The following is a 25,920-nucleotide window of genomic DNA, read 5'->3' on the forward strand; positions in this document are numbered from 1 at the left end:
CTATGCCCTCACCGCGGTGGAGCGGAGTCGAGGACTCGCGGCAGGACGCCGCGGACGGTCGTCTCTCACCGCCGTGTGGTGCCCCGGTAATAGAGCAGGAAAGTGATGGCCGGGATTGTTGCGCAAGGCGTCATGCAAGGCTCACGAAGGAGGGTCCAGAACATTTCGGTGTGACGGATCTCACCCTTTTCTAGGCGGCCGATTCCGTCGTGACCCCGGGGGCCGGACGCGCGACGGCGGGAAGGGTGACGCGCATGGTCGCCCCCGGTTCGGTCTCGGCCACCTCGACGTACCCGCCGTGCAGGTCCACGGCCCACCGGACGATCGCGAGCCCGATGCCGGTCCCGCCGCTCGCGCTGGGCTGGGGCCGGGCGTCGGTCGTGCCGCGTGCGAACCGCTCGAAGACCCGGTCGCGGTCCTCGGGAGCGATGCCCGGGCCCTCGTCGCCGACCTCGATGATGACGTCGTCACCGTCCGGGTAGGCGTCCAGCCGGACCGTGCCTCCGTGCGGTGAGTGGCGGATCGCGTTCTGCAGGAGGTTGGTGACGACCTGGCGCAGCCGCTCGACGTCGGCCTCCAGCGGCAGGTCCTCGGGCGTGACGTCCACGACGTAGGTGAGCCCCTTGGCGGCGTCGACCATCGACATGGCCTCGGCGCACTCCTCGAGGAAGTCGCCCACGGAGAACTTGGTGAGCATCAGTGCGGACGCCCCGGCCTCGACCCGGGAGAGGTCGAGCAGGTAGGTCACCAGCCGCGTGAGCCGCTCGGTCTGCTCCAGCGACAGCTCGAGCGACGACGGCGTCGGCTCCGTCACGCCGTCGACCATGTTCTCGAGCTGGGCCTGCAGCGCGGCCACCGGCGTGCGCAGCTCGTGGGAGACGTTCGCGATGAGGTCGCGGCGGATGCGGTCGGACGCCTCGAGGTCGCGAGCCATGGTGTTGAACGCCTCGGCGAGGTGGCCGACCTCGTCCTGGCTCGTCGAGCGCACCCGGATGGAGTAGTCGCCGTCGGCCATCGCCTGCGCGGCCGCCGTCATCTGACGCAGCGGCGAGGTCATGCCGCGTGCGAGGACCTGGGTGAGCAGCAGGGAGACGATGATCGCCAGGGGGAACGTGCGGCTGGGCCCGAGCTCGTTGCGCAGCCCCACCCAGGTGATGACGACGGCGACGGTCACGCTGGCGACCACGAGAAGGCCCAGCTTGACCTTCAGGGAGTGGACGGGGTCGAGCGGGCGGACGTCGGGCAGCCGGTGATGGTCCCGCCACCGCGCACCCTCGTCCTCGCGCGCAGCGGCCACGTCAGCTTGCCGGCGGTTCGAAGGCGTAGCCCACGCCGTGCACGGTGCGGATCAGGTCCGGTCCGAGCTTGCGGCGCAACGCCTTGATGTGGGAGTCGACCGTCCGGGTGCCGCTCGCGTCGGCCCAGTCCCAGACCTCGGCCAGGAGCTTTTCGCGGGTCTGGACCGTCTTCGGTGCGCTGGCGAGCATCACGAGGAGCTCGAACTCCGTCGGGGTCAGGTGCACCTCGTCGCCCGCGCGGTGCACGCGGCGCTGCGCGCGGTCGATCGTGACGTCCCCGGTGACGAGCGGCGGGTCCGCCGGGGCGGCGGCCGCCGCCTGCGCGGCCCGCTCCACCCGGCGCAGCAGCGCCTTGACGCGGGCCACCAGCTCCCGCATGGAGAAGGGTTTGGTCATGTAGTCGTCGGCGCCGACGCCGAGCCCGATGAGCAGGTCCGTCTCGTCGTCGCGGGCGGTCAGCATGAGGATCGGGGTCGGGTGGTCCGCCTGGATGCGACGGCACACCTCCAGGCCGTCGATGCCGGGGAGCATGACGTCGAGCACCACGGCGTCTGGGTGGAGCCGCGCGGCGGCGTCGACACCGGAGACGCCGTCGCGCGCGACCTCGACCCGCCAGCCCTCCGCCGAGAGGCGTTGGGCGATCGCCGTCGCGATGGCCGGTTCGTCCTCGACGACAAGGATCGTGGCGTTCTGCTGGCCCTGTCCCGGGCTGGTCGCAGTGGTGGTCATAGGCCCATCTTGCACGCAAGGCCTGGGTGTTCGCTGGGGATGCGCTGGCGTGGCGGCGGGACGGGGACGGTGGGACGACTCCGAGATACCATCGGTGCCACGATGGATGACAGTCGAAATGCGTGCCTGCGGGGCCGGCCTTGCTGACCGAGACGATCATGATCGCGGTGGGTGTTCTGCTCACCGCGGGTACCGCGATCTTCGTGGCGAGCGAGTTCTCGCTCGTGACGTTGGACCCCGCCGTCGTGGGCAACGACGACGAGGAGGGCGACAGTCGGTCGCCCGGCCGGAGGTCGCCCGATCGTCGGGACGGCATCGTCCGCGCCGGGCTCAAGCACCTGTCGACGGAGCTCAGCTCCGCGCAGGTCGGTATCACCGTCACCACGATCCTGCTCGGCTACACCGCGCAGCCGGCCCTGCTGAGCCTGTTCGGCGCCGGCCTGGCGTCCACGCCGCTCGGTTCCGCCGCCTCCGGCGTGCTGGCCGCCGTCCTCGCCCTGGTGGCCGTCAACGCGTTCTCGATGCTCTTCGGCGAGCTCATCCCGAAGAACTTCGCGCTGTCCGCCCCGCATGCCACGGCGCGGACGGTCGTACCGCTGCAGCGGGTCTTCACGATCGTCTGCGGCCCCCTCATCGCGGTGTTCAACGGGTCGGCGAACGCCATCCTGCGCAGGATGGGGATCGAGCCGCGCGAGGAGCTGTCCGGTGCCCGGTCCGCGACCGAGCTCCTCTCGCTGGTGCGCCGGTCCGCCCAGGAGGGCACGCTCGAGGAGGGCACGGCGGTGCTGCTCGCGAACACGCTCGAGCTCGACGGGCTCGTCGCGCGCGACGTGATGACGGACCGCACCCGGATGTCCGTCGTCCGGCGCGGCACGAGCGCCGCAGAGGTCGTCGCCCTCGCCCACCGGACCGGTCACTCCCGGTTCCCCGTCATCGGGGACGACCGTGACGACATCGTCGGCCTGGTCCACCTGCGCCGCGCCGTCGGTGTCCCGTTCGAGAGGCGGCAGGAGGTGCCCGCCGGCGCGCTCATGACGGACGCCCCACGGGTCCCTGACACCGTCAGCCTGGGCCCGCTGCTCGTCGAGCTGCGGGGGCTCGGCCTGCAGATGGCCGTGGTGGTCGACGAGTACGGGGGCACCTCGGGCGTGGTGACCCTCGAGGACGTCGTCGAGGAGCTCGTCGGGGACGTGGCGGACGAGCACGACCGTCGCCGCGGCGGGGTGGCGCGCACCGCCGACGGTTCCTGGATCGTCCCCGGGGTGCTGCGGCCCGACGAGCTGGCCGAGGCCACCGGTCTTCGCGTCCCGGAGGGCCCCGCCTACGAGACGCTCGGCGGGTTCGTGATGGCCAGCCTCGGCCGGTTGCCGGAGGTCGGCGACACGGTGGAGGTCGACGGCGTCGGGATGCGTGTGGAGCTCGTCGACGGACGCCGTGTGGAACGCCTGCGCGTCCGGGGCGGGACCGCATGAGCACGGGGACCGCCCTGGTGATCGGCCTGTCCCTGCTCGTCGGCAACGCCTTCTTCGTCGGCGCGGAGTTCGCCGTGCTCTCCGTGCGGCGCAGCACGATCGAGCCGCGTGCCGAGGCGGGGGAGAAGCGTGCCCAGGTCGTCCTGTGGGCGATGGAGCACGTCTCGTTGATGCTCGCCTGCGCCCAGCTCGGTGTCACCGTGTGCTCGACAGGTCTCGGCATCATCGCGGAGCCCGCGCTGGCGCACCTCCTCGAGGAACCGTTCGCGGCACTGGGCGTCCCGGAACGGCTGCTCCACCCGGTCGCGCTCGTCATCGCGCTCGGCATCGTCGTGTACCTGCACGTGGTGCTCGGCGAGATGGTGCCCAAGAACCTTGCCGTCACCGGACCGGAGAACGCCGCCCTGTGGTTCGCGCCGCCCCTGGTGTTCCTCGCCCGGGTGCTGCGACCGCTCATCGTGGCGCTCAACTGGGTCGCCAACCATGTGGTCCGGCTCCTCGGGGTCGAGCCCAAGGACGAGGTGGTCTCGTCCTTCACGGCCGAGGAGGTCCAGTCGATCGTCGAGCACTCCCGTGCCGAGGGCGTGCTGGCGGACGAGCAGGGCCTGCTCTCGGGTGCCTTCGAGTTCTCCTCCCGTACCGCGCGCGACGTCATGGTGCCGCTCGACTCCCTCGTCACCCTGTCCCGGGACGCGACGCCGGACGACGTCGAGCGGTTGGTCTCGCGGACCGGCTTCAGCAGGTTCCCGGTGGTCGAGGCCTCGCGAGGGGACGCGCCGGAGCTCCTGGTCGGCTACCTGCACCTCAAGGACGTCCTCTATGCGACGAACGGCGACCGGGACCGTCCCGTGCCCGCGTGGCGCGTGCGCGCGACGGCGCAGGTCGGCCCGGACGACGAGGTCGAGGACGCGCTGCGGGCCATGCAGCGCTCGGGCGCGCACCTCGCCCGGGTGGACGACGGCGCCCGCACCGTCGGGGTGGTCTTCCTCGAGGACATCCTCGAGGAGCTCGTGGGCGAGGTTCGTGACGCGATGCAGCGGTTGCGGTGAACAGGTCTTGAACAACGGAGGACTTGGCGGTAGGCCGGGTCGCCGCTAAGGTGCGGTCACGGAACGACCACGCGGGCGCGACGCACGTGCCGCCGCCGCTCGCGCGGCATGACGACCAGCAGGTTGACCAGGTACCGCGGGAGCGCGGCGAGACGCACGGAGGTGGCGTGGACACGACGTCCCAGGGCGACGGCCCCGCTCCGCGCTCGCGGCGTGAGATCCGTGAGGCTGCCGAGGCCCGCTCCGGACGCACCACACGCCGTCGGTCGTCGACGACGACGCCGAGGAGTCGTGGCCGCGGTGCGCACGCCGCTCCGGCCGGTCACACCTGGGTCACCCGCGTCACGGTGCTCGGATCTCTCGCGGCGGCGACCATCGCGGTTCCCCTGACCGGTGCGGCGGACGCCGACGAACGTTCTCCGTTCGACCTGGAGACGGCACCCACGGGACCGTCGACGCTGGCGCTGCTGAGGTCCGGGGCGGAGACGCCCGGCACGGCAGCGGCCATCGCCGCGGCACCGCGCGAGCGCACTGCCGAGACCGCCAGCCGGTCCACCAACCGCGACCCGCTGCCGGACTGCGACCCTTCGGCTTCCGTCGACGGATCCAACGGTCAGCTCGCCGACCACTCCCTGTGCGACCTGTGGCAGAGCGGTGAGAAGCTGCGTCCCGACGCCGCCGTCTCGCTCAGTGCTCTCAACGAGGCGTTCCGCGCCCGGTTCGGCCGTGACCTCTGTCTCGTGGACAGCTATCGTTCGCTCTCCTCGCAGTACTCGGTCAAGGCGAGCCGCGGCTTTCTCGCCGCGACCCCTGGTACGTCGATGCATGGCTGGGGCCTCGCGATCGACCTGTGCTCCAAGGAGACGGGCAGCGCCGAGGTCTACAAGTGGCTGTGGGACAACGCCCCGGCCTACGGCTGGGAGAACCCGCCGTGGGCGCAGCGCGGTGGTTCCGGCAAGTACGAGCCCTGGCACTTCGAGTACCGTGCGGGCGTCGAAGAAGTCTCGACCTGGCGCTGATCCTCTCGCCCGCCGGCTGCCGGCTGCCGCGAGGTAGCCGCGAGGTAGCGCAGCGGCAGAGGGGCCCGCTACGGCGACTCGAGCCGGCGGTTCTCCCCGAAGTCGTCGCGGAAGTGCGCCCCGGTACGCAGGAGCTCCTGAGCGTAGTCGGCGGCCCATTCCCCATAGGGCTCCACGGCGAGCGACTCGTTGGAGAACCGGCGGTCGTCGGTGATCTCGGTGACACAGAAGTCGGGGATCTGGAGGCCGGTCACGGGCCCCGAGCGTTCGCACTCCGCGACGATCAGCGGGTGGTTGGCGCCCCCGAACACGTCGATCGACCATCCGTCCGCACCCAGCCACACCGCGTAGCGGGTCTTGGCGATCCGAGCGCCACCTCGCCCGACCAGCTCCACGCCCACGAGGGGGTCGAGCTGCCGTTCGGCCTCGTACCGGGTGCCACCGGCCGACGGTCCCTTGACGGTGACGGCGGCGAAGTCGAACCAGTCCCGGTAGGCGTCGATCATCTCGCGCGGGTCGCTCTCGCCGTCGATCTGGCCGTCCACGCCGCCGGCCTGGACCCGCACCCGCAGCGCGTAGCCGCCGTCGGACAGGAAGTACGACTGGACGATGAGCGACGGCGCGTCCCGGAGCACGTCCGGAAGCTGCCGGACGAGGAAGCGGCGCTCGAACTCGAAGTCGGAGTAGCTCGTGGACATGGTATCGACACTACCCGGACGGGTCCGCCGGACGGACGGTCCGATGGCCCGACGACCGCACGCCCCGACGCCGTCGTGCGCTACCCCGGCTGCTCGGTCGGCACCTCGCGCCGCTCGGGGCCCACGTACTGCGAGAGCGGACGGATGAGGGAGTTCGCGCTCTGCTGCTCCGCGACGTGCGCCGTCCAGCCCGTGACGCGCGCCGCGACGAAGATCGGCGTGAAGGTCGGGGTGTCGAAGCCCATGAGGTGGTAGGCCGGGCCGGCGGGGTAGTCGAGGTTCGGATAGATGCCCTTGCGCTCGACGAACGCCGACTCGAGCGCGGTGTAGAGGTCGGCCAGGTCACGGCGGTCGTAGTGGTCCACGAGGGAGTCCAGGGCAGCCTTCATCGACGGCACACGCGAGTCACCGTGCCGGTAGACCCGGTGGCCGAAGCCCATGACCTTGCGCTTGGCCGCCAGGGCCTCGTCGAGCCAGGCCTCCGCCCGGTCGGCGGCGCCGATCTCGGCGAAGGCGTGCATGACGGCCTCGTTGGCCCCGCCGTGCAGCGGACCTTTCAGCGCCCCGATCGCGCCGGTGACGGCCGAGTACACGTCCGACAGCGTCGACGCGATCACCCGGGCGGTGAACGTCGAGGCGTTGAAGGAGTGCTCGGCGTACAGCACGAGCGAGACCCGGAACGCGTCCACGACCGTGTCGTCGGGCACCTCGCCGAAGGTCTGCCACAGGAAGTTGCGGGCGTAGTCGAGGTCGTCGCGCGGCGCGACGGGTTCCAGGCCGTGCCGCCGGCGCTGGCTGTACGCGACGATGCCGGGCAGCTGGGCGAACAGGTAGACGGCTCGGCCCTGGTTCAGCTCCGGGTCGAGGACGCCGCCGGAGCGACCGAGCGTGTCGTCCAGCCCGCCGAGCTGGCTCACGGCGGTGCGCAGCACGTCCATCGGGTGCGCCTCGAGCGGCATGTCGTCGATCGCCCGGCGCGTGCGGTCGTCCAGCGGTCGCAGCGACCGTTCGAGCGCCTGGAGCTCGTCCAGCTGGGTAGCGTCCGGTAGCTCGCCGTGCCACAGCAGGTGCGCCACGGCCTCGAACGGCTGGCTCGCCGCGAGGTCCTGGACGGGATACCCGCGGTACAGCAGGGAGTTGGTCTCGGGGTCGACCTTCGAGATCGCGGTGGTGTCCGCGACGACGCCGGCCAGGCCCTTGTGGACCTCGGGTTCGGTACGGGGCTCGGTCATCGGTGCTCCTTCGCTCTCAACGACGCACGGCGCGAGGTGGGCGCCGGACCTCAGGGTGGTTCAGTGGTGGTGATCCTCCAGGGAGAAGTCGTACACGCCGGCGTCGAACGTGCCGTACGCCGGGTAGTCGAGGAGCTCGTAGAGCTCGGCTCGCGTCTGCATGTCCTCGACCTGCGAGGCGAGGGAACCGGTGGTCCGCAGGTCGTCCAGGGCGCGGTCGGCGGCGCCCATGGCCAGGCGCAGCAGCGACACGGGGTAGATCACCAGCGCGACGCCGGCGTCGCGGAGCTGCGCGGCGGTGAACAGCTCCGACTTGCCGAACTCGGTCATGTTCGCCAGCACGGGCACGTCCAGGGCGGCGGCCATCGCCGCGAACTCGTCGAGGTCCCTCATCGCCTCGGGGAAGACGGCGTCCGCCCCGGCGTCGACGAGGGCCCGTGCGCGCTCGACGGCGGCCTCCAGCCCTGCGCCGGCGCGGATGTCCGTGCGCGCCATGATCAGCAGGTTCTCGTCGCGACGGGCGGTCACGGCCGCACGGATGCGCTGCAGGGCGGTGGTGTCGTCGACGACCTGCTTGCCGTCGAGGTGGCCGCACCGCTTGGGGTTGACCTGGTCCTCGATGTGCAGGCCGGCGACGCCGGCGTCCTCCAACGTCTGGACCGTGCGGGCCACGTTCATCGCCTCGCCGAAACCGGTGTCGGCGTCGACCAGCGTCGGCAGGTCGGTCATGCGGGCGATCTGCCCGGCCCGGCCGGCGACCTCGCTCAGCGTGGTGAGCCCGACGTCGGGCAGGCCGAGGTCGGCCGCGACGACCGCGCCGGAGACGTAGACGCCGTCGAACCCCTTGGCCTCGATCAGCCGGGCCGAGAGCGGGTTGAACGCGCCGGGCAGCTGCAGCAGGTCGCCGGAGCGCAGGCGCTCGCGGAACGCTGCGCGCTTCGCCGCGGGAGTCAGGGTCGAGTAGAGCATCAGAAGATCCCGGGCACGACGGCGGCACGCGCTGCGGGATCGTCCGCCGGAGTCACGCTGAGCCCGGCCAGCTCGTGGGCCCGGAGCTCCGGCAGGCGCTGGGCGACGTCCAGGAAGCGGTCGATCTCGTCGGCGGCGAGCACGCCGTCCGCCAGCGTGCGGAACTTGTCCACGTACTGCTCGCGGGCGAAGGGCCGCGCGCCGAACGGATGGGCGTCGGCGACAGCGATCTCCTCGACGACTCGTCCGCCGTCGGCGAGCTCGATCTCGACCCGTCCACCGAACGACTTCTCGGCCGGGTCGGCCGAGTGGTAGCGGCGGGTCCACTCCGGGTCCTCCGCCGTGGTGACCTTGCGCCACAGCTCCACCGTGTCGGGGCGACCGGCCCGCTCGGGCGCATAGCTGCCGGCGTGGTCCCAGGCGCCGTCCTGCAGAGCGACGGTGAAGATGTACGGGATCGAGTGGTCGAGCGTCTCGCGGCTGGCCGTGGGGTCGTACTTCTGCGGGTCGCCGGAACCCGAACCGATGACGAAGTGGGTGTGGTGCGAGGTGTGCAGCACGATCGAGCGCACCGCCTCCGGATCGCGGAGCTCAGGTCGCTCGCGACCGAGGCGGCGTGCGAGGTCGATCCAGGCCTGGGCCTGGTACTCGGCGGAGTGCTCCTTGGTGTACGTCTCGAGGATCGCGGTGCGCGGCTCGCCGCGCTCGGGCAGGGGCACGGTGTAGCGGGCCTCGGGCCCGGAGAGCAGCCAGGCGATGAACCCGTCGGAGCCCTCGTAGATCGGGCTCGGGGAGGTCTGGCCGCGCATCGCCCGGTCGACCGCCTCGATCGCCATCTTCCCGGCGAAGGCGGGAGCGTGGGCCTTCCACGTAGAGATCTCGCCCTTGCGCGACTGGCGTGTCGCGGTGGTGGTGTGCAGGGCCTGGCCGATCGCCTGGTAGACCGTCTCGGTCGGCAGGCCCAGGAGCGTGCCGATGCCCGCGGCGGCGCTGGGGCCGAGGTGGGCGACGTGGTCGATCTTGTGCTCGTGCAGGCAGATGCCCTTGACGAGGTCGACCTGGATCTCGTAGCCGGTGACGATCCCGCGCAGCAGGTCGGCGCCGTCGCGGCCCAGGTGCTGCGCGACGGCGAGGATCGGCGGGATGTTGTCGCCGGGGTGCGAGTAGTCCGCGGCCAGGAACGTGTCGTGGTAGTCGAGCTCGCGGACGGCCACGCCGTTGGCCCAGGCGGCCCACTCGGGGCTCGTCAGCTCGTGGCTGCCGACGATCGTGGCGCCCGCACCTCCGCGGGAGACGGGGTGCGCCTCCGCCTGCGCCCGTGCCGCGAGGATCGGGGCCCGGCCGAGGGACGCCGTCGCGACGGCGGCGTTGTCGATGACGCGGTTGATCACCATGTCCGTGACCGCGTCGGTGGGCTCGGCCTGTTCGGTGGCGACCTCGGCGATCTTCCAGGCGAGCTGGTCGGTCCGGGCCAGGGGCTCGTCCGATGCGTAGGTGCGCACGGTGTGATCGATCATGGGTCCTCCGGGTCGCGGGGGGTGATGGCCGCGCGGGCCGCTGGGTCGGGCGAGACCACGCGTCGTCGTCGACTGCTGCTTGGAACCTAACGCCTGGGCGCGACGGCGTCCAAGCGGTCGGCTGCCAGCGGGTCTTCAGCCCGATGGTTCCTGCGGGTACGGCGGATGCCGGCGAGAGCCACGGCGAGCACCGACGTGAGGATCAGCGCGAGCGCCGGGGCCAGGGTGGTCCAGGGCGCGCGCTCGACGTAGTCGATGCCCTCCGAGAGCAGCAGCCCCCACTCGGGTCGAGGCGGCTGGGCGCCGAGCCCGAGGAACCCGAGCGCGGCGAGCGCGAGGGCGACGCCGGGGAGCCGCAGCATGCCGTGACGCAGGAGCGCCGGGATCGTCGCGGGGAGCACGTGGCGGCCCCAGATCTCGACGCGGGAGACTCCTGAGAGCGGAAGCCATCGGACGTGCGGCGCCGCGCTCGCCTCGTCGATGAGCGCCGCAGCATGGGCCGTCAGAGGTGGCCAGGTGACCCAGAGCACGGCCATGGCCGCGCCGCCGACCGACGGGCCGAGGAGCGCCGCGACGATGACGCCGGCGAGGATCGGCGGGGTGCCGTTCGCGATCTCGGCCGGGCCCCGGGAGAGCTCCCCCAGGACGGCGAGGAGCAGGCCGACGACGATCGCCAGGAGGACGATCCCGAGCGACGGCAGCAGGGTGCCGATCGTGCCGTGGGCGACACGGGCGAGCAGGTCGCGTCCGCTGGCGTCGGCACCGAAGGGCAGCTCGAGGCTGGGCGGGGCGAGCCGGGGGTGGTCGAGCGCCAAGGGGTCGCGGGGCAGGCCGAAGGCGAAGATCAGCAACAGCAGACCCAACGCGGCACCGGCGGTCCAGCGAGCCGCGCGGCCGTCGCTGCGCGGCTCGGGTGGAGGCGGGAGCGCGCCGGGGGGAAGGGGCCCTCCTCGCAGGGTGCGGCGGGCGAGGCCGGTGACCACGCCGACGAGGCCGGCGGCGAGCGCCATGAGGAGGACGCCCGCCTGGAGAGCAGGAAGGTCCTGGGCGTTCGCGGCACCGAGGAGGTAGCGGCCGATCCCCGGGATGGCGAAGACCTGCTCGACGGCGACGGCTCCGCCGAGCACCCCGATGACGACGAGTCCGAGCTGATCGACGACGGCAGCGGCGGCGCGGCGCAGGGTGCCGGCGAGGATCACCGCGCGAGGCGCCCCGGCGAGCCGCCAGACGTTGACCCAGCGTTCCTCGGCGACCCCGGAGACCGCGTCGGCGAGGAGCCGTCCCAGGAGGCCGCCGGCGGGGATGCCGAGGGCGAGCGAGGGCAGGATCGCCGTGTCGAGCCCGCCCCAGCCGTAGGGAGGTAGCCAGCGCAGCTGCACCGCGACGACGACAAGGAAGGCGCTGGCGAGGAGGAACTCCGGCAGCGCGGTGAGGGCGACGCCGACGGGGCCCGAGCCGCGCTGCGGGCGGTCTCGCAGGACCCGCAGCGCGGCCGGCGTCACGAGGGCGGCCGCGATCACGAGGGCGACGACGATCGCCAGGGACGTGAGCGTGGCGGAGACGGCGAGCGCGTCCCAGACGCCGGGACCGATCTGCCCGCCGCTCACCCACGACGTACCCAGGTCGCCACCCAGGACCCCGGACCACCAGCGCAGGCTGGTGACCACGGGGCCGCCGTCGAGGCCGAGCTCGGTGCGGATCGAGGCGAGCGCCTCGGGGGTCGGATCGAGCTCTGCGTAGCGAGCGCGAAGGACGGAGGCTGCGGGGTCGCGCTGGGAGAGCCAGGGCAGCGCCCCGGCCACGAGCAGCAGCGCGACCCCGCTCAGGAGGCGGGAGGCGATCCCGAGGGCGCTACTGTGCCGCATCGAGGCGGGTGTCGGTCGTCACGAGGATGCGCTCGCGGGGGTCGCGCGCGGCGTCCGTCACCCGCGGTGCCTCGCCCTGGATGACCCGCTCGTGCAGGAGCGGGACGACGGCGTCGGCGGCAAGGATCTCGGCCTCGGCCAGCATGATCGCGCGCTGGCGTTCGTCTCCGGCGTCGGTCGCGGAAGCGGCACGGATCGACTCGTCGACCTGGGGTTCGCAGAGCTGGGAGATGGAGAACCCGCCCTCGCAGGTGAAGTCGGAGGCGAGGTAGGCGACGGGATCGCCGGAGTCGAGGACGGTGGCGCGGGACAGGATGAACGCGTCGAACACGCCGTCGAGCGCGTCCGCCTCGATGAACTGGTACTCGCGGACGTCCTGCTGGACGTCGAAGCCGACCGCCTCGAGCTGCTGCTCGATCATGACGGCGACCTCCGGCAGCTCGGCCCGGTCCGTGAAGGTGCCCAGCGTGATCTTCACGCCGTCGACCTCCGCCGGCTCCGCGCGCCCCTCGAGCGTCTCCTGGTACGTGTCCTGCTGGCGGTGGCCGGCGGCCCAGGGCAGCGCGGGGCCGAGGAGTCCTTCCGCGACATCGGCGCGACCCTCGTAGACCGAGGCGACGATCGCGGCGCGGTCGATGGCCTCCCGGGCCGCCGCTCGGACGGCGGGGTCCGCGAAGGGGCCCGTCTCGGAGTTCAGGTACAGCGTGTTGGTGCGAGGCATCGGCACCTCGGTGATGAGGTCCTCGTCGATCGTCGCAGCCTGCCCGGCAGGGATCGCCTCGACGACGTCGGCCTCGCCCGTGCGCAGGGCGGCGGCGCGGGCGGTCCCGTCCGGCACGAACTTCACGTCGATGCCGGAGGACTGCGCGGCCTCGCCCCAGTAGCCGTCGAACCGGTCGAGCGTCGCGCCGACGATGCCGTCGACCTCGATCAGCTCGAACGGCCCGGTGCCGGTGCCCACCGGGTCGACCCCGCCGTCGGCATAGGCGTCCTCGTCGAGGATCGCGAGCTGGGGGCTCGACAGGCGGTGCGGCAGCAGAGGGTCGTAGTCCGCCGTGGTGATGATGACGTCGTCCCCGTCCGCCGCGACCGTCATGTCCACGCCGTCCAGGATGCGCGGCAGGGGAGATGCGTCGATGGCGTGCTGCAGGGCGTTCACCACGGTGGCGGAGGTGAGCTCGTCGCCGTCGTGGAAGTGCACCCCCGGCCGGATGGTGAAGCGCCACGTCGTGTCGTCGACCTGCTCCCACTCCGTGGCGAGCGCCGGCAGCGCCTCGCCGTCCGCGTCGAGGACGACGAGGGTCTCGGCCGTGGCCCAGCGCGAGAGCTTGAACGCGTCGTCGCTCAGAGGGCTCAGCCCGGAGCGGGGCGGCTGCAGCATCGCGAGGGAGACCCGGTCGCCGGAGTCGTCGGCGGCACCGGCACCCGACGGGGAGGCGCACCCCGCGAGGAGTGCGAGTGCGAGCGGGGTGGCCGCCAGGGGGAGGAGCCGGCGTGTGGTGAGCCGTGCGGGCGTGGTCATGGGGTGCTCTCTTTCATGGCAGGGGAAGCATGGGTCGGTTCCCGCTTCCTGCAGGGCAGGCGGCGGAGGATGGGAGGCTGCGGAGGTGGCCGGCTGCTAGACGCTCGGTGCGGTGAGGGTGACGGTCCGGGTGCAGCGCTCGGCGAGCTCGGGGTCGTGAGTGACCAGCAGCAGGGCGATCTCGGTCTCCCGCGCGATGGTCAGCAGCGCGGAGGAGACCGCCAGCGCGGTGTCGGCGTCGAGCGCGCTCGTCGGCTCGTCGGCGACGAGCACCGCCGGCCCTGCCGCGAGCGCGCGTGCGATGGCCGCACGCTGCGCCTGGCCCCCGGAGACCTCCGACGGTCGGCGGTCGAGCAGCTCGGGATCGAGCTGGGCCAGCGCCGCGGCGTCTCGGACGCGTGGTTCCACGTCGCGGTCGCCGGTGAGTGCGCGGACGGCTCGCTCGATCGACTGTCGCAGCGTCCACCGGGGCACGAAGGCGGTCGTCGGGTCCTGGGGGACTCCCTGCACGAGGTGGCGGCTGCGTCGCGGCGGGCGCTCTGCTGGGGTGCACCACCCCTCGCCGCACACCGAGACCCGGCCCCCAGCAGGCGGACGCAGGCCCAGCACGATGTCGGCGAGGGTCGACTTGCCTGCGCCGGAGCGGCCGACCACGGCGACGGACTCTCCGCGGTGGATGTCGAGGCTCGTCGGGGCAAGGGTCGCGCGGGCGTTCGCCCCCTGTCCGTGCTCAGCGGTGATGCGTGAGATCGAGATCGTCGGAGTGGTGGGCGGCAGCCTCATGCGCCGACCTTCTGGAGGTTGGTCCGGACCGTGTTCTCGGAGACCTGGCCGTCCGCCACGCACAGGTGGCGGGTTCCGAGGACCTCCGCGACGGTGACGTCGTGGGTGGCGACGACGAGCGTCTGTTCCGGGCCGAGGACGGACTCGAGCAGGCGGAGTGTCTGGTCGCGGGACTCGTGGTCGAGGGCGCTGGTCGGCTCGTCGGCGAGGATCAGCGGTGCCTTCGTGAGCGCGGCGAGGGCGACGGCGGCCCGCTGCGCCTGGCCGCCGGAGAGCTCGGTCGGCCGACGGCGCTGCAGGGCGGGGTCGGGCAGTCCCACCGCGTCGAGGACCTCGGCGACGCGTGCCGGTGTCGCCGAGGTGACGGCGCGAAGCTGTCGGCTCAGGGGCACCAGCGGGTGCAGGGCATCGAGGCCGCGCTGAGGCACGAAGCCGATGCGATCGAGCAGCCCACGGCGTTCCCCGTCGAAGCGGAGCCCGACCGGCCACCGGCCCGTCAACGTGCTGAGCAGGAGCGACTTGCCGCTGCCCGAGGGGCCCGTGATCACGATCCTCTCGCCCGGGACGATGTCGAGCTCTGCCACGGCGAGCAGCGTGCGACCGCCGGCGGTGCGCACCGTGACGTCACGCAGCGAGAGGATCGCCCGGTCGGCCAGCCGCTCCGGTGTGCCGTGCGGCGGGCGCTCGCGAGCGACCTGGGTAGTATCGGAGATCATAATGAGACGCATTATCGATTAGGTGTGGAGCGGCATGCAAGTACGGCATCAACCTGCGCGGCGTCCTGCCGCGCTGGTGCCGGACGGACCGCCGCGCAGAGGCGTGATGCGGGCGGCGCGCCTCCCGGCCGAGCGCTCGGGTGTGCCGGTGCTCCTCGGCACCCAGCTGCTCTTCAACGTGGGCTTCTATGCGGTGGTGCCGTTCCTCGCGCTCGTGCTGACCGAGGACTTCCGGCTCGCCGGCGCTGCGGTCGGCCTGGTCCTCGGCCTACGCACCTTCGCCCAGCAGGGCATGTTCCTCGCCGGCGGTGTGCTCGCCGATCGTTTCGGTGCCCGCTCGATCATCCTTCTCGGCTGCGCCGTGCGTGCCACGGGGTTCTTCACCCTCGCGGCCTCGCTCTGGCCGGCTGTGCCGTTGCTCTGGCTGTTCGTCCTCGGCACCGTGCTCACGGGGCTCGGCGGCGCCCTCTTCTCGCCGGGGCTCAACACCCTGGTGGCGGCCTCCGAAGCGGATCGCGCGCGATCGGGACCTCGGCGGCGCGTCACGCTCTTCGCCTGGCTGAGCTTCACCGGGGAGATCGGTGCCGTCGTCGGACCGCTGCTCGGCGCGGTGCTGCTGGACTGGGGCTTCGCCATGGTCGCCGTCTCCGGGGCGGGCTTCTTCGCCGCGATCGGCATGCTCCTGTGGAGGACGTTGCCCACGGGGGAGGGGCGACGGGTCGGCAGGGCGGACGACGGCGGACGTCGACGGGGGCGACCGTGGCCGGTCCTGCGGGATCGCCGTTTCGTGGCCTACGCGGCCCTGCACTCCGCCGACCTGCTGGCCTACAACCAGCTCTACCTCACCCTCCCGCTCGAGCTCCGCGGTGCCGGTGCGGCCCCGCAGACCGTGGGCCTGCTGTTCGCCTGGGTGTCGATCCTCATTCTCGTGCTTCAGCTGCCGGTCGCACGGGTGTGCGCGCGGATCGGCGCCCCGGCCGCGCTTCGCGCCGGCTATGCGACAGGTGCCACGGGCTTCCTGGGCCTCGCAGGGGCCGCACTTCTGCCCCTGTCCGACGGGGAACGCACAGCGGCTGTGCTGGCAGCAGCGTCGCTCGTGACGCTCGGTCACCTGATCGCCAACCCGACCGCCCTCAGCATCGTCCCGCGCTTCGCCGACGGGCACGCCTCGGGCTCGTACTTCGGCCTTCTCGCCACGTTCGGTGGTCTCGCGGTCCTCGTGGGCAACCTCGTCTCGGGCGGGCTGCTCGGGAGCCCGGCGACCGGACCAGCAGCAGCGGTGCTTCCCTGGTGCTTCCTCGCGCTCCCGCTCGTCCTCGCTGCCGTCCTCGCACCCCGGGTCGTGGTGGCCGCAACCACCGGCCGTCGGGGGAATGGGACTCCTTCTCAATAAGATAAACCTATTGCAACTTGTTTATATGTGTGTTCTGATCGGGTCATGGAAGCGGAGCCAGGTCTCGCCGAAGCGGCACAGCTGTTCAAGGTCCTCGGCAGCGAGCCGAGGCTCGGTCTGCTGCACCTGATCGGCCAGGAGCCGCGCGCGGTCGGGGCGCTGGCCGACGCGACGGGCATGTCGCAGCCGCTGGTCTCCCAGCATCTGCGCACGCTTCGCCAGGCAGGCCTGGTCACCGCGGACCGTCGGGGGAAAGAGCTGATCTACCAGGTCGCCGACCTGCACGTCACCCACGTCATCGCCGACGCGCTCATCCATGTCCAAGAACCTGCCGCGGCCGTCAGCGCTGCGGACGGGCGGCCCCATCCAGCACAGGAGGAATCAGCATGACTGTCACCGATGTCCACGCGGAGCACACCACGGTGGAGCACCAGCACGGTGCCGACTGCGGCCACGAGGCGGTGCAGCACGGCGACCACGTGGACTACGTCCACGGCACGCACCGGCACGCACTGCACGGCGACCACTACGACGAGCACGAGTCCGTCGCCGAGCACACCCTCACCGAGCACACCCACGGGACGGACTGCGGTCACGAGGCCGTCGAGCACGACGACCACGTCGACTACGTCCACGACGGGCACAAGCACGCCGAGCACGAAGACCACTACGACGAGCACTGAGACGACCTCAGGCGAGCACACGAGCCAGTGGCCGGCGGTCGAGAGGAGGCTGGTGCCGGCCAGCTGCCCGTGCAGCAGTCCCATCTGCCGCGATGGCTCCGAGTTCCCACGCGCTGAGGAGAGGCGCCCGGTGACTAGCGGAGGTACTGGATGACGAGTCCGAAGGCCATGCTCGCGCCGAACAGGACAAGAAAGGCTCCTGCGGTTTTCGTGAGCCAGGGCAGTATGCGCTCCATGCGGGCACGAGCGCGCCGGGAGCCGAGCGCGATCGCCACGAACAGATCCCAGACCAGGACGATGGTGGACATCCATACCCCGTACGCGAGAAGCGTCAGCGGTGCGGTGGTGGATACGGCGGCGGCCAGGCTGAGGTAGAACAGCGCGTTCTTCGGGTTGAGCAGTCCCGATGCGATACCCAGAGCGAAGTTCCTTGCCCAGGTGGCTCGCTCGGCGTGCGGTCCACGATCGAGGTCGATGCGCGTGGTCGATCTGAGGAATGCGACTCCGATGAAGACCAGGAACGCGCTGCCGGCCAGTTGGATCACGGCGAGCACGGTCGGGTGGGAGATGAGTGAGAGGCCGGAGAAAGCTGCGGCGATGAAGATCCCGTTCGCGGTGGCGATGCCCAGGCACACCCCGGTGGCGTTGCGCCAGCCGCTGGTCATCGCGGTGCGGGCGATGAGGAAGAAATCGACCCCGGGGATCAGCAGGGCCAGGAAGTGCGCGATGGCGACGGCGACGAACTGCTCCATGTGCTCCCTCATGTCTGACGGTGAACCCGTCAAGCATCGAGAATGCGTGGCAGCGGCGTCTTGTACGTTCTTGCGCTCAGCCCCGGTAGGCACCCGGTGAGGTGGCGACGTGGGCGCGGAACACGCGGTGGAAGTGGCTCTGGTCGGTGAATCCCAGTGCGTGGGCGGTCTCGGCGATGGGCTGCCCGTCGCGGAGCATGCGCCGCGCTGTGGCGACGCGGGCGTTCTGGCGCCAGGCCAGCGGGGCCAGCCCGGTCGCGCGCTTCATCGCACGGACGAGCTGGTACTTGGTCATGCCCACCAGCTCCGCCAGCTCGCTCAGCGCCGGGTTCGAATCGTCATGCCGCAGCCGGTGCATGACCGAGGCCAGGCGGGCGAACAGCTCGGGATCGGCCCCACCCGGAACCCGGTGCTCGGGTGCCGCGGCATCGAGCTCACGCGACAGTGCCCGGAATTCGGCCTCGATGCGCTCGGCCGGCGCGTCGGCGAAGATCGACTCGCTCCATACGCTCACCCGGCGGTGCAGGTCGGGACGGCGGATCACGCTGATACCCGAGAACAGCCCGCTGCTCGCGCTACGGGGTGCGAGGGTTGCTGCCCACTCCTGGTCCATATGGATCATCTGGTACCGCCACACGCCGTCGTCCGGGTTGCAGTCGTGCACCTGCCCGGCCGGGATCAGGACCACGTCTCCCGGGCGCAGGCCGATGACACCGCCGAGGTGACCGGCGAGGACGGAGGCGCCCGCGTCGATCAGCCCCACCGAGAACGCGTCGTGGGTGTGCGGGCGGTAGCACGAGTTCTCCTGACAGGACCGCCTCGCCTCCAGATGCGGAAGCTCAGCGCTGCGCCAGAACTCGCTCACATCGCCTCCGTCCCAGATCAGCCCTACCCGCCTGCGGGCCCTGCCAAGGCTTCGGTGTCTGGCCGCGAACGCCGACAAGGCTCGAACCCCGGCCCCTGATTCATCGGGCCAATGGTTCGAGCCTTGTGCGTTGGGTGCGCCTGAAGGGATTCGAACCCCCGACCTTCTGCTCCGGAGGCAGACGCTCTATCCACTGAGCTACAGGCGCGTGACCGACATCCAGGAGCGAGTGCTCACCGTATCGGCCGAACCGAGGTTACCAGGTGACGGGCGGGAGACGTGCATCCGATCCGCGACGGGGCGCCGTACCCGACGGCGACCGGTGCACCCGCGCACCGGTCGCCGTCGGGCGGGGCCACGGCCCGCGGTGCCGTCCCCTCAGGACTGCTCGTCCACCGTGAGGGAGCCGAGGATCTGGCCGAAGGTCTTCTCCGATGCCTCCCCGCCCGAGCGGTACGAGATGTAGTAGACGTCCCCGGACTCCCGGACGATCTCGACGGTTCCGACGAAGTAGTCAGGATCCAGGTCGTGGTCCTCGACGATCTCGATGAGCGCCGAGGTAGCGCCGGCGACCGGCACCGAGGTCTGGCCGGGGCGCGGCTTCTCGGTCGGCCCGTCCCACGTGGCGACTTCGAGCTCGCCGTCGTCCGCCGTCCAGTGGCCGTACCAGCCGGTGGACTCGTCGCGCATCGTCTCCGGGACGGACAGGCTCAGCTGGCCGAACCGGGCATCGGTCCACGAGGCCGGGGGATCGGCCAGGTGCGGGTACTCGGGCAGGTCGTTGACCCAGGCGGTCCCTCCGGCCTCCGCCTGGAAGCTCAGGGAACCGAGGAACGGGATCAGCAGGTCCTGGAGATCCGCGGCCGGGGCGTCGACGAAGGCCGTGTACCCGCGTCCGCCGTCGCGTCGGACATCGATCTGGACCTCGACGAGCTCCTGGCCGGTCTGGTCCGTGACGACAGAGGCGGAGGCGACCGCGATGTCGGCACCCGGCATGGCGAAGGGGGTGCCGTCCCGCGTGAGCTTCCAGGTGTCGGACGACGGCGCCTTGTCGACGCGGATCCGAGCGCCCGTCCCGGGGTGGATCCAGGCGGGACCCACTTCCTCTTCCTCTTCTTCAGGGTCGCCGAGCCAACCGTCCGGGACGCCGATCTGGATGCCTCGAAGGCCCGCGTTGCCCCAGCCGTCCGGGATCCCCGACGGCAGGTCGCCGAGGTCGGGAAGCTCAGCGGTCTCGCCGGTGGCGTCGAGCTCGGTGAAGGGTCCGAACCGCTGGACGGCCTCCCAGTCGTTCTCTCCGTCCACCTCGAGCGAGGCGACCACACTCTCGAACAGGTCCCGCGACGCTGCGTCCGACAGGTCACCTGCGGCCAGTGCGACCCGCACGCCGACCCAGTCCTCCACCACCGAGACGACGACCTCGTGCAGGTCACCGCCCTCGGGCGGGATGTCGTGGTGCCAGTACCGGGCGCCGTCGGCCCCGGGGACGTCGAACTCCTGCCCCAGCGCACCCGTGCCGAAATCCTCGCCGATCAGGTCGACGGTGTGCACGGTGAGGCGCGGCCCTCCGTCGGCCCCGCCGTCGCTGCCCGGCGGTGCCCAGGCGCCGGGCCAGCTCAGCCCCTCGTGGTACTCCCAGCTGGCCGGCAGGGTGAACGACAACCCACCGGCGGAACGCCGCACCTGGTCCTCGTCCACAGGGTTCCCGCCGGACGACGCGCAGGCCGTCAGTCCGCCCGCTCCCAGCATCGTGAGCAGGACCAGTGCTGTGACCGTCCGGACGGTCCGGCCGCGCTGCGGCCTGTGGTCGGCGCCCTGGTCGGCACAGCGGTCCGGCTGGTGCTGGCTGTCGATCGTCATCACACACTCCTTGTCGTCGGGGAACTCGAGCACAGACGCCGCCGAAGCCGGAAAGGTTGCCGGCCTGCGCGAACTTCTACGAAGGCAGCACGGCGAGCGACCCGAGGATCGTGCCGACGAGCTGCTCCTGCGCACCGTCGTCGGGTGCCGTGTACTTCAGGATGTAGACGCCGCCACCGTCCAGGACGACCTCGATGACGGAGGAGTGCACGAGCTCGCCGTGGTCGATCATGTCCTCGCGCACCACCAGGACGGACGCGGCACCCGCCACGTCCGCCCGGGAGACGTTCAGCTCGTCACCCTTGTCCCAGGGGTAGCGCTCGGCCTGGCGGTAGACGGTGAGCTCCGCGCGGTCGTACGGGTCCTGGGTCGGCCCGTCGACCCAGGACCCGCGCCCGGCGGCCTGGTCGGCCGAGTCGTTCGTCCATCCGGGGGGAACCGCCAGCCGGAGCCGTCCGACGGTCTCCTCGGTCCAGGACTCGGGCGGCGTGGAGACGGGCTGGTACAGGGGCAGGTCGTCCCAGACCCCGCTCGGGGCATCGAGGACCGACGTCGGGCCGGCGGGCGGGATCGGTGCGCTCTGCAGCGGTCCACCGGCCGCCCAGTGACCCATCACGAGCAGCACTGTCGCCAGCGCTGCCGCGCCGGCGGCGAGCGCCACCCGGCGGCGCTTCTCGTGCTGCACGGCGCGCCGGGCCATGGCGCGGCCGTCCTCGGACACGAGCACGGGTGCTGGTGCCTCGTGGGCGCTGTCGAGCACGCCGCGGAGCCTGGCGAGGCCACGGGAGGTCGCCGACTTCACCGACCCGACGGAGATCCCCAGCTCTGCCGCGGTCTGCGCCTCGGTCTGGTCGAGGAGATATCGCAGCACGATCACCCGTCGCTGCGCCGGGGGCAGGGTGCGCAGCGCGCGGACGAGCTCGTCGCGGTGCAGCAACGACTCGGTGGGATCGGGCGCCGACGCACCACGAAGCTGTTGGGGGTCGGTCATGACATCGCGACGCGTGCGCCGCCACGAGTCGATCCGGGCGGTGGCGATCACCCGCCGGGCGTACGCGTAGGGCTCGCCGTCGCCGACCCGGTCCCAGGCTCGGTACGTGCGCTCGAGGGCGAGCTGCACGAGGTCGTTGGCGCGGTGCTCGTCCCCGCAGAGCATGACGGCGATCCGGGAGAGGCCGGCGATGCTCGACTCGGCGAACGCCGTGAACCGGTCCTCGGCGGTCGACCCCCGGGTCAGGACGCGGACTCGTCCGTCGCTGGACGGCAGGGTCGGCGTAGCGGGGTCCTCGGTGGTCATGTGCACCTTCTCCGGTCGGTCGAGCGATCTGACCATAGACGTCGCGCCGGGGGAGAAGGTTGCCTGACCATCGCGCCCGGATCGGCTGCCCGACGACGGGTCGCGTCGCCCGGTGCGTCAGCCGGTGGAAGGGGCGGGCCGCTCGTCGGCTGTCGCCCGTAGAATCGTCGCGTGACCCCTTCCGAGCTCTCTGAAGCACTCAGCTCTGCCCTGGCCGCGGCCGTCGCCGACGGCACCCTCGCCCTGCCCACCGACGCCGTCCCGGCGTCGGTGCACGTCGAGCGACCCCGGCAGCGAGAGCACGGGGACTGGGCCACGAACGTGGCGCTGCAGCTCGCCAAGAAGGCGGGCACGACGCCGCGTGCGTTGGCCGAGGACCTGGCGGCGCGTCTGGCCGTGCACCCCGGTATCCAGGCCGTCGAGGTCGCCGGGCCCGGCTTCCTCAACATCACGCTCGACGCCGCCTCGGCGGGCGAACTGGCCCGAACGATCGTCGAGACGGGCGCCGACTACGGCAAGGGCGCCTCCGAGGCGGGCAAGAAGGTCAACCTGGAGTTCGTCTCGGCCAACCCCACGGGCCCGATCCACATCGGCGGGGTCCGCTGGGCCGCCGTCGGCGACTCGCTGGCGCGCGTGCTTGAAGCGAGCGGTGCCGAGGTGACCCGCGAGTACTACTTCAACGACCACGGTGCGCAGATCGACCGCTTCGCCCGGTCGCTGCTGGCGCGCGCCCGCGGTGAGCAGGCACCCGAGGACGGGTACGGCGGCCAGTACATCGCCGAGATCGCCGACGCCGTGGTCGCCGACGCGCTCGCTGCCGGCGAGCCGGACCCTCGCACGCTGCCCGACGCCGAGGCGCAGGAGGCCTTCCGCGCGCGCGGCGTCCAGCGCATGTTCGGAGAGATCAAGCAGTCGCTCCACGACTTCGGGGTCGACTTCGCGGTCTACTTCCACGAGGACTCGCTCCACGAGTCGGGGGCCGTGGACCACGCGGTCGACCGCCTGCGTCAGGAGGGGCACGTCTTCGACGCCGACGGCGCGGTGTGGCTGCGCACCACGGACTTCGGTGACGACAAGGACCGCGTGGTCATCAAGTCGGACGGCCAGGCCGCATACATCGCGGGCGACATCGCCTACTACCTCGACAAGCGCGAGCGCGGCTTCGACGACGTCATCATCATGCTCGGCGCCGACCACCACGGGTACATCGGCCGCATGATGGCCGTGTGCGCCGCGTTCGGCGACGAGCCGAACGAGAACCTGCAGATCCTCATCGGCCAGATGGTCAACCTCGTCAAGGACGGCCAGCCGGTGCGCATGTCCAAGCGCGCGGGCAACGTCCTGACGATCGACGACCTGGTGGACGCTGTCGGCGTCGACGCCGCACGCTATTCGCTCGCGCGCTCGTCGGCCGACCAGAACATCGACCTCGACCTCGACCTGCTGGCGAGCCAGAAGAACGAGAACCCCGTCTACTACGTGCAGTACGCGCACTCGCGCACCTGCGCCGTCGACCGCAACGCCGCCGACCGGGGTGTGCGCCGGGAGGACGGGTTCGACCCGGCGCTGCTCGACCACCCGACCGAGTCCGCCCTGCTGGGGCGGCTCAACGAGTTCCCGCGCGTCGTGGCCCAGGCCGCGCAGCTCCGCGAGCCGCACCGCGTCGCCCGGTATCTCGAGGCCCTGGCGGGCGAATACCACACCTGGTACCAGCAGAAGGACCGTCGCGTCCTGCCGTACCCGGACGAGTCGGTGACCGACACGCACCGCGCGCGCCTGTGGCTGAACGACGCCGTCCGCCAGGTCCTGGCCAACGGCCTGGACCTGCTCGGCGTGACCGCGCCGGAGCGGATGTGAGCGCCGTGCCGGAACCCGCGGTGCCCACGGCGTCGGCACTGCCGTCGGGCGGCCCGGGTGCCGCCGGGACGCCGTGGTCGTCCGGCGCGAGACGCCGCACGGACGGCGAGCTGGAGGTCGCCGGCGTCGCGGTGAGCGAGCTGGCCGCCGAGCACGGCACCCCCGCCTACGTGCTGGACGAGGCCGACTTCCGCGCTCGTGCCCGCGCGTACCGGTCGGCGTTCGAGGCGGCCTTCGAGCAGGTGGGTGCCGGCGTCGACGTCTACTACGCGGGCAAGGCGCTCCTGACGGTCGCCGTCGCCCGATGGGCCACGCAGGAGGGCCTGCGCGTGGACACCGCCTCGGGCGGCGAGCTCGCCGTGGCGCTGCGGGCGGGCGTCCCGGGTGCGGCGATCGGGCTGCACGGCAACAACAAGTCCGACGCCGAGGTCCTCGCCGCGCTCGACGCCGGCGTGGGGCGCCTGATCGTGGACTCGCTCGTGGAGATCGAGCGGGTGGCGGACCTGGCCGCCTCGCGAGGGGTCGTCGCACCGGTCATGGTGCGCGTCACCACGGGCGTGCACGCCGGCGGGCACGAGTACATCTCGACCGCGCACGAGGACCAGAAGTTCGGCCTCTCGGTGAACCCGGGGCCCGACGGCGGCACGTCGCCGGCGCTCGCGGCCCTGGAGGCCGTTGTGGCCCGGCCGGAGCTGGAGCTGCTCGGGATCCACTCGCACATCGGTTCGCAGATCCTCGACCCCTCGGGCTTCGAGGCGGCGGCGCGCGTGGTGCTGCAGCTCCGGGCGGACCTGGCCACGCGGACGGGCGTGCTCGTCGACGAGGTCGACCTAGGCGGCGGCTACGGCATCGCCTACCTGCCGGGCGACGAGGCGCTCGAGCCGGGGCCGGTCGCCCTCTCGGTCGCTCAGGTCGTCGCGGCCGTCTCCCACCAGCTGGGCACGCCGCTGCCACGGTTCTCCATCGAGCCGGGACGTGCGGTGGTCGGGCCGGCGGGCCTGACGCTGTACACGGTCGGCACGGTCAAGCCGGTCACGGTGTCGAGCCCCGACGCCTCCGGGGAAGCCGCGACGTTGACCCGCCTGTACGTCTCGGTGGACGGCGGCATGAGCGACAACATCCGCCCTGCGCTCTACGGGGCGGACTACCACGCGGAGATCGTGGGGCGGGCGTCGAGCGCCGCGAAGGTGCTGTCCCGCGTGGTCGGCAAGCACTGCGAGAGCGGGGACATCGTCGTGCACCAGGTCATGCTGCCCGGCGACGTCCGTGCGGGGGACCTGCTCGCGGTCGCGGCGACCGGCGCGTACGGCCGCTCGATGGCCTCGAACTACAACGCCCTGACGCGCCCACCGGTGGTCGCGGTGGCCGACGGCGCGTCGCGCGTGCTCGTGCGCCGCGAGACCGTCGACGACCTGCTCGCGCTCGACCAGGGCTGATCTCGGTCTCCGTTCGGGAAACCATCTCAGCTGCCGGTCCGGCCGGGCCCTCCACCTGGAGCGGACGCCAGGTCGATCCGGTGCCCTCCGGCGTACAGGTTCAGGCCACCGTTCCGGACGAAGCCGGCCAGCGTCATGCCGGCCTCGGTGGCCAGGTCGACCGCCAGCGTCGAGGGCGCGGAGACCGCGGAGAGGACCGGAACCCCGGCCATCCATGCCTTCTGCACCAGCTCGAACGACGTGCGCCCGCTGACCTGGAGGATGCACCCGGTCAGCGGCAGCCGTCCCTCGGCCAGCGCCCAACCGACCACCTTGTCGACCGCGTTGTGCCGACCCACGTCCTCGCGCACGCAGAGGACGTCGCCGCGTGCGGAGAACAGGCCCGCGGCGTGGAGCCCGCCGGTGCGCTCGAAGATCGCCTGTCCCGCCCGCAGCCGCTCCGGCAGCTCCGTCAGTAGCCCGGCGGGCACCTCCACCGGGTCGTCGGCGACCGACCAGCGTGCGGTGGTGCGCACCGCGTCCAGGCTGTCCTTGCCACAGACGCCACAGGAGCTGGACGTGTAGAAGTTGCGTGAGAAGTCGGGGAGGTCGACGTGCGGCGCAAGCCTCACGTCCAGCACGTTGAGAGTCGAGTCGGGCCGGCCGTCGTCGCAGTAGCGGATGCCCAGCGTGTCTTCCCGCGCCCCTACCACGCCTTCTGACACGAGGAACCCGGCCGCGAGCTCGAAGTCGTCGCCGGGTGTGCGCATGGTGACCGCGAGCTGCTTGCCGTTGACCCGGATCTCCAGCGGCTCCTCGACCGCGAGCATGTCTGGCCGGGTCGTCGTCGCGCCATTGCGCAGCCGCAGCACCCTCCGCCGGTCGGCCCTCCAACCCATGTGCTGATCGAAGCAGACCGGCCGTGCGAT

Annotated in this window: 23 protein-coding genes and 1 tRNA gene; 8 read left to right on the forward strand and 16 right to left on the reverse strand. The window is 71.9% G+C overall.

Going from position 1 to position 25,920, the window contains the following annotated elements; genetic code table 11:
• Positions 1 to 190 precede the first annotated feature (190 nt).
• Together PZC42_RS08215 and PZC42_RS08220 are read right to left on the reverse strand one after the other, a co-directional pair.
• Positions 191 to 1,297 carry a sensor histidine kinase gene (locus PZC42_RS08215; protein ID WP_277209862.1) on the reverse strand — a complete coding sequence of 369 codons (1,107 nt, stop codon included), beginning with the start codon at positions 1,295 to 1,297 and terminating at the stop codon, positions 191 to 193.
• 1 nt (position 1,298) lies between these two features.
• Positions 1,299 to 2,027, reverse strand: coding sequence for a response regulator transcription factor (locus PZC42_RS08220; RefSeq protein WP_277209864.1), 729 nt, complete (start codon positions 2,025 to 2,027; stop codon positions 1,299 to 1,301).
• A 158-nt stretch (positions 2,028 to 2,185) separates the two neighbouring features.
• On the opposite strand from PZC42_RS08220, the gene PZC42_RS08225 reads away from it, so the two are divergent.
• The 3 genes from PZC42_RS08225 to PZC42_RS08235 all read left to right on the forward strand — a co-directional run bounded on the left by PZC42_RS08225 (position 2,186) and on the right by PZC42_RS08235 (position 5,567).
• Complete coding sequence (locus PZC42_RS08225; protein WP_438802936.1) at positions 2,186 to 3,499, forward strand: hemolysin family protein; 1,314 nt, start codon at positions 2,186 to 2,188, stop codon at positions 3,497 to 3,499.
• The gene (locus PZC42_RS08230; protein WP_277209866.1) at positions 3,496 to 4,548 is read left to right on the forward strand and encodes a hemolysin family protein; all 1,053 of its coding nucleotides are present in this window, start codon (positions 3,496 to 3,498) and stop codon (positions 4,546 to 4,548) included. Before PZC42_RS08225 ends, PZC42_RS08230 begins: the two co-directional genes overlap by 4 nt.
• Positions 4,549 to 4,715: 167 nt before the next feature.
• Positions 4,716 to 5,567, forward strand: a complete 852-nt coding sequence (locus tag PZC42_RS08235) for a M15 family metallopeptidase (protein WP_277209868.1) — start codon at positions 4,716 to 4,718, stop codon at positions 5,565 to 5,567.
• A gap of 68 nt (positions 5,568 to 5,635) precedes the next feature.
• Here PZC42_RS08235 and PZC42_RS08240 read toward each other — a convergent pair whose 3' ends face one another.
• The 8 genes from PZC42_RS08240 to PZC42_RS08275 all read right to left on the reverse strand — a co-directional run bounded on the left by PZC42_RS08240 (position 5,636) and on the right by PZC42_RS08275 (position 14,869).
• Positions 5,636 to 6,265: a CYTH domain-containing protein gene (locus PZC42_RS08240; protein WP_277209870.1), complete on the reverse strand. Its 630-nt coding sequence runs from the start codon at positions 6,263 to 6,265 to the stop codon at positions 5,636 to 5,638.
• A gap of 80 nt (positions 6,266 to 6,345) precedes the next feature.
• On the reverse strand, positions 6,346 to 7,497 hold the full coding sequence (locus tag PZC42_RS08245; protein WP_277209872.1) for a bifunctional 2-methylcitrate synthase/citrate synthase: 1,152 nt from the start codon (positions 7,495 to 7,497) through the stop codon (positions 6,346 to 6,348).
• Between the two features lie 60 nt (positions 7,498 to 7,557).
• Positions 7,558 to 8,466 (reverse strand): methylisocitrate lyase, encoded by a 909-nt coding sequence (prpB, locus tag PZC42_RS08250; protein ID WP_277209874.1) that lies wholly within the window; start codon positions 8,464 to 8,466, stop codon positions 7,558 to 7,560.
• A complete protein-coding gene (locus PZC42_RS08255; protein WP_277209875.1) occupies positions 8,466 to 9,983 on the reverse strand; it encodes an MmgE/PrpD family protein in 1,518 nt (505 codons plus the stop codon). The genes prpB and PZC42_RS08255 overlap by 1 nt, the downstream gene beginning before the upstream one ends.
• A gap of 86 nt (positions 9,984 to 10,069) precedes the next feature.
• Entirely contained in the window at positions 10,070 to 11,848 is a 1,779-nt protein-coding gene (locus tag PZC42_RS08260; protein ID WP_277209877.1) for an ABC transporter permease subunit, read from the reverse strand.
• Positions 11,835 to 13,370 carry an ABC transporter substrate-binding protein gene (locus tag PZC42_RS08265; RefSeq protein WP_277209879.1) on the reverse strand — a complete coding sequence of 512 codons (1,536 nt, stop codon included), beginning with the start codon at positions 13,368 to 13,370 and terminating at the stop codon, positions 11,835 to 11,837. The genes PZC42_RS08260 and PZC42_RS08265 overlap by 14 nt, the downstream gene beginning before the upstream one ends.
• Positions 13,371 to 13,466: 96 nt before the next feature.
• Positions 13,467 to 14,153, reverse strand: a complete 687-nt coding sequence (locus tag PZC42_RS08270; RefSeq protein ID WP_277209880.1) for an ATP-binding cassette domain-containing protein — start codon at positions 14,151 to 14,153, stop codon at positions 13,467 to 13,469.
• Positions 14,150 to 14,869 carry an ATP-binding cassette domain-containing protein gene (locus PZC42_RS08275; protein WP_277209882.1) on the reverse strand — a complete coding sequence of 240 codons (720 nt, stop codon included), beginning with the start codon at positions 14,867 to 14,869 and terminating at the stop codon, positions 14,150 to 14,152. The genes PZC42_RS08270 and PZC42_RS08275 overlap by 4 nt, the downstream gene beginning before the upstream one ends.
• Positions 14,870 to 14,903: 34 nt before the next feature.
• Here PZC42_RS08275 and PZC42_RS08280 point away from each other — a divergent pair, with 34 nt between their 5' ends.
• The 3 genes from PZC42_RS08280 to PZC42_RS08290 are packed head-to-tail and all read left to right on the forward strand — an operon-like array spanning position 14,904 to position 16,945.
• Complete coding sequence (locus tag PZC42_RS08280; RefSeq protein ID WP_277209883.1) at positions 14,904 to 16,262, forward strand: MFS transporter; 1,359 nt, start codon at positions 14,904 to 14,906, stop codon at positions 16,260 to 16,262.
• Positions 16,263 to 16,307: 45 nt separating this feature from the next.
• Entirely contained in the window at positions 16,308 to 16,652 is a 345-nt protein-coding gene (locus PZC42_RS08285) for an ArsR/SmtB family transcription factor (RefSeq protein WP_277209885.1), read from the forward strand.
• Entirely contained in the window at positions 16,649 to 16,945 is a 297-nt protein-coding gene (locus PZC42_RS08290; protein ID WP_277209886.1) for a hypothetical protein, read from the forward strand. Before PZC42_RS08285 ends, PZC42_RS08290 begins: the two co-directional genes overlap by 4 nt.
• 134 nt (positions 16,946 to 17,079) lie before the next feature.
• On the opposite strand, the gene PZC42_RS08295 is transcribed toward PZC42_RS08290, so the two are convergent.
• The 5 genes from PZC42_RS08295 to PZC42_RS08315 all read right to left on the reverse strand — a co-directional run bounded on the left by PZC42_RS08295 (position 17,080) and on the right by PZC42_RS08315 (position 21,719).
• Positions 17,080 to 17,697 carry a LysE family translocator gene (locus PZC42_RS08295; protein ID WP_277209888.1) on the reverse strand — a complete coding sequence of 206 codons (618 nt, stop codon included), beginning with the start codon at positions 17,695 to 17,697 and terminating at the stop codon, positions 17,080 to 17,082.
• Between the two features lie 76 nt (positions 17,698 to 17,773).
• Entirely contained in the window at positions 17,774 to 18,562 is a 789-nt protein-coding gene (locus PZC42_RS08300) for a helix-turn-helix transcriptional regulator (RefSeq protein ID WP_277209890.1), read from the reverse strand.
• Positions 18,563 to 18,697: 135 nt separating this feature from the next.
• Positions 18,698 to 18,770, reverse strand: a tRNA-Arg gene (locus PZC42_RS08305).
• Positions 18,771 to 18,940: 170 nt separating this feature from the next.
• Entirely contained in the window at positions 18,941 to 20,422 is a 1,482-nt protein-coding gene (locus PZC42_RS08310) for a hypothetical protein (RefSeq protein WP_277209891.1), read from the reverse strand.
• A gap of 76 nt (positions 20,423 to 20,498) precedes the next feature.
• On the reverse strand, positions 20,499 to 21,719 hold the full coding sequence (locus PZC42_RS08315; RefSeq protein ID WP_277209893.1) for a SigE family RNA polymerase sigma factor: 1,221 nt from the start codon (positions 21,717 to 21,719) through the stop codon (positions 20,499 to 20,501).
• A 171-nt stretch (positions 21,720 to 21,890) separates the two neighbouring features.
• On the opposite strand from PZC42_RS08315, the gene argS reads away from it, so the two are divergent.
• Positions 21,891 to 23,576, forward strand: a complete 1,686-nt coding sequence (gene argS / locus PZC42_RS08320; RefSeq protein ID WP_277209895.1) for an arginine--tRNA ligase — start codon at positions 21,891 to 21,893, stop codon at positions 23,574 to 23,576.
• Positions 23,577 to 23,581: 5 nt separating this feature from the next.
• Positions 23,582 to 25,012 (forward strand): diaminopimelate decarboxylase, encoded by a 1,431-nt coding sequence (gene lysA / locus PZC42_RS08325; protein ID WP_277210010.1) that lies wholly within the window; start codon positions 23,582 to 23,584, stop codon positions 25,010 to 25,012.
• Between the two features lie 26 nt (positions 25,013 to 25,038).
• On the opposite strand, the gene fdhD is transcribed toward lysA, so the two are convergent.
• Positions 25,039 to 25,890: a formate dehydrogenase accessory sulfurtransferase FdhD gene (fdhD, locus tag PZC42_RS08330; protein ID WP_277209897.1), complete on the reverse strand. Its 852-nt coding sequence runs from the start codon at positions 25,888 to 25,890 to the stop codon at positions 25,039 to 25,041.
• Positions 25,891 to 25,920: the final 30 nt, after the last annotated feature.

Source organism: Isoptericola croceus (genome assembly GCF_029382255.1).
In the GTDB taxonomy this organism is placed as follows: Bacteria; Actinomycetota; Actinomycetes; order Actinomycetales; family Cellulomonadaceae; genus Isoptericola; species Isoptericola croceus.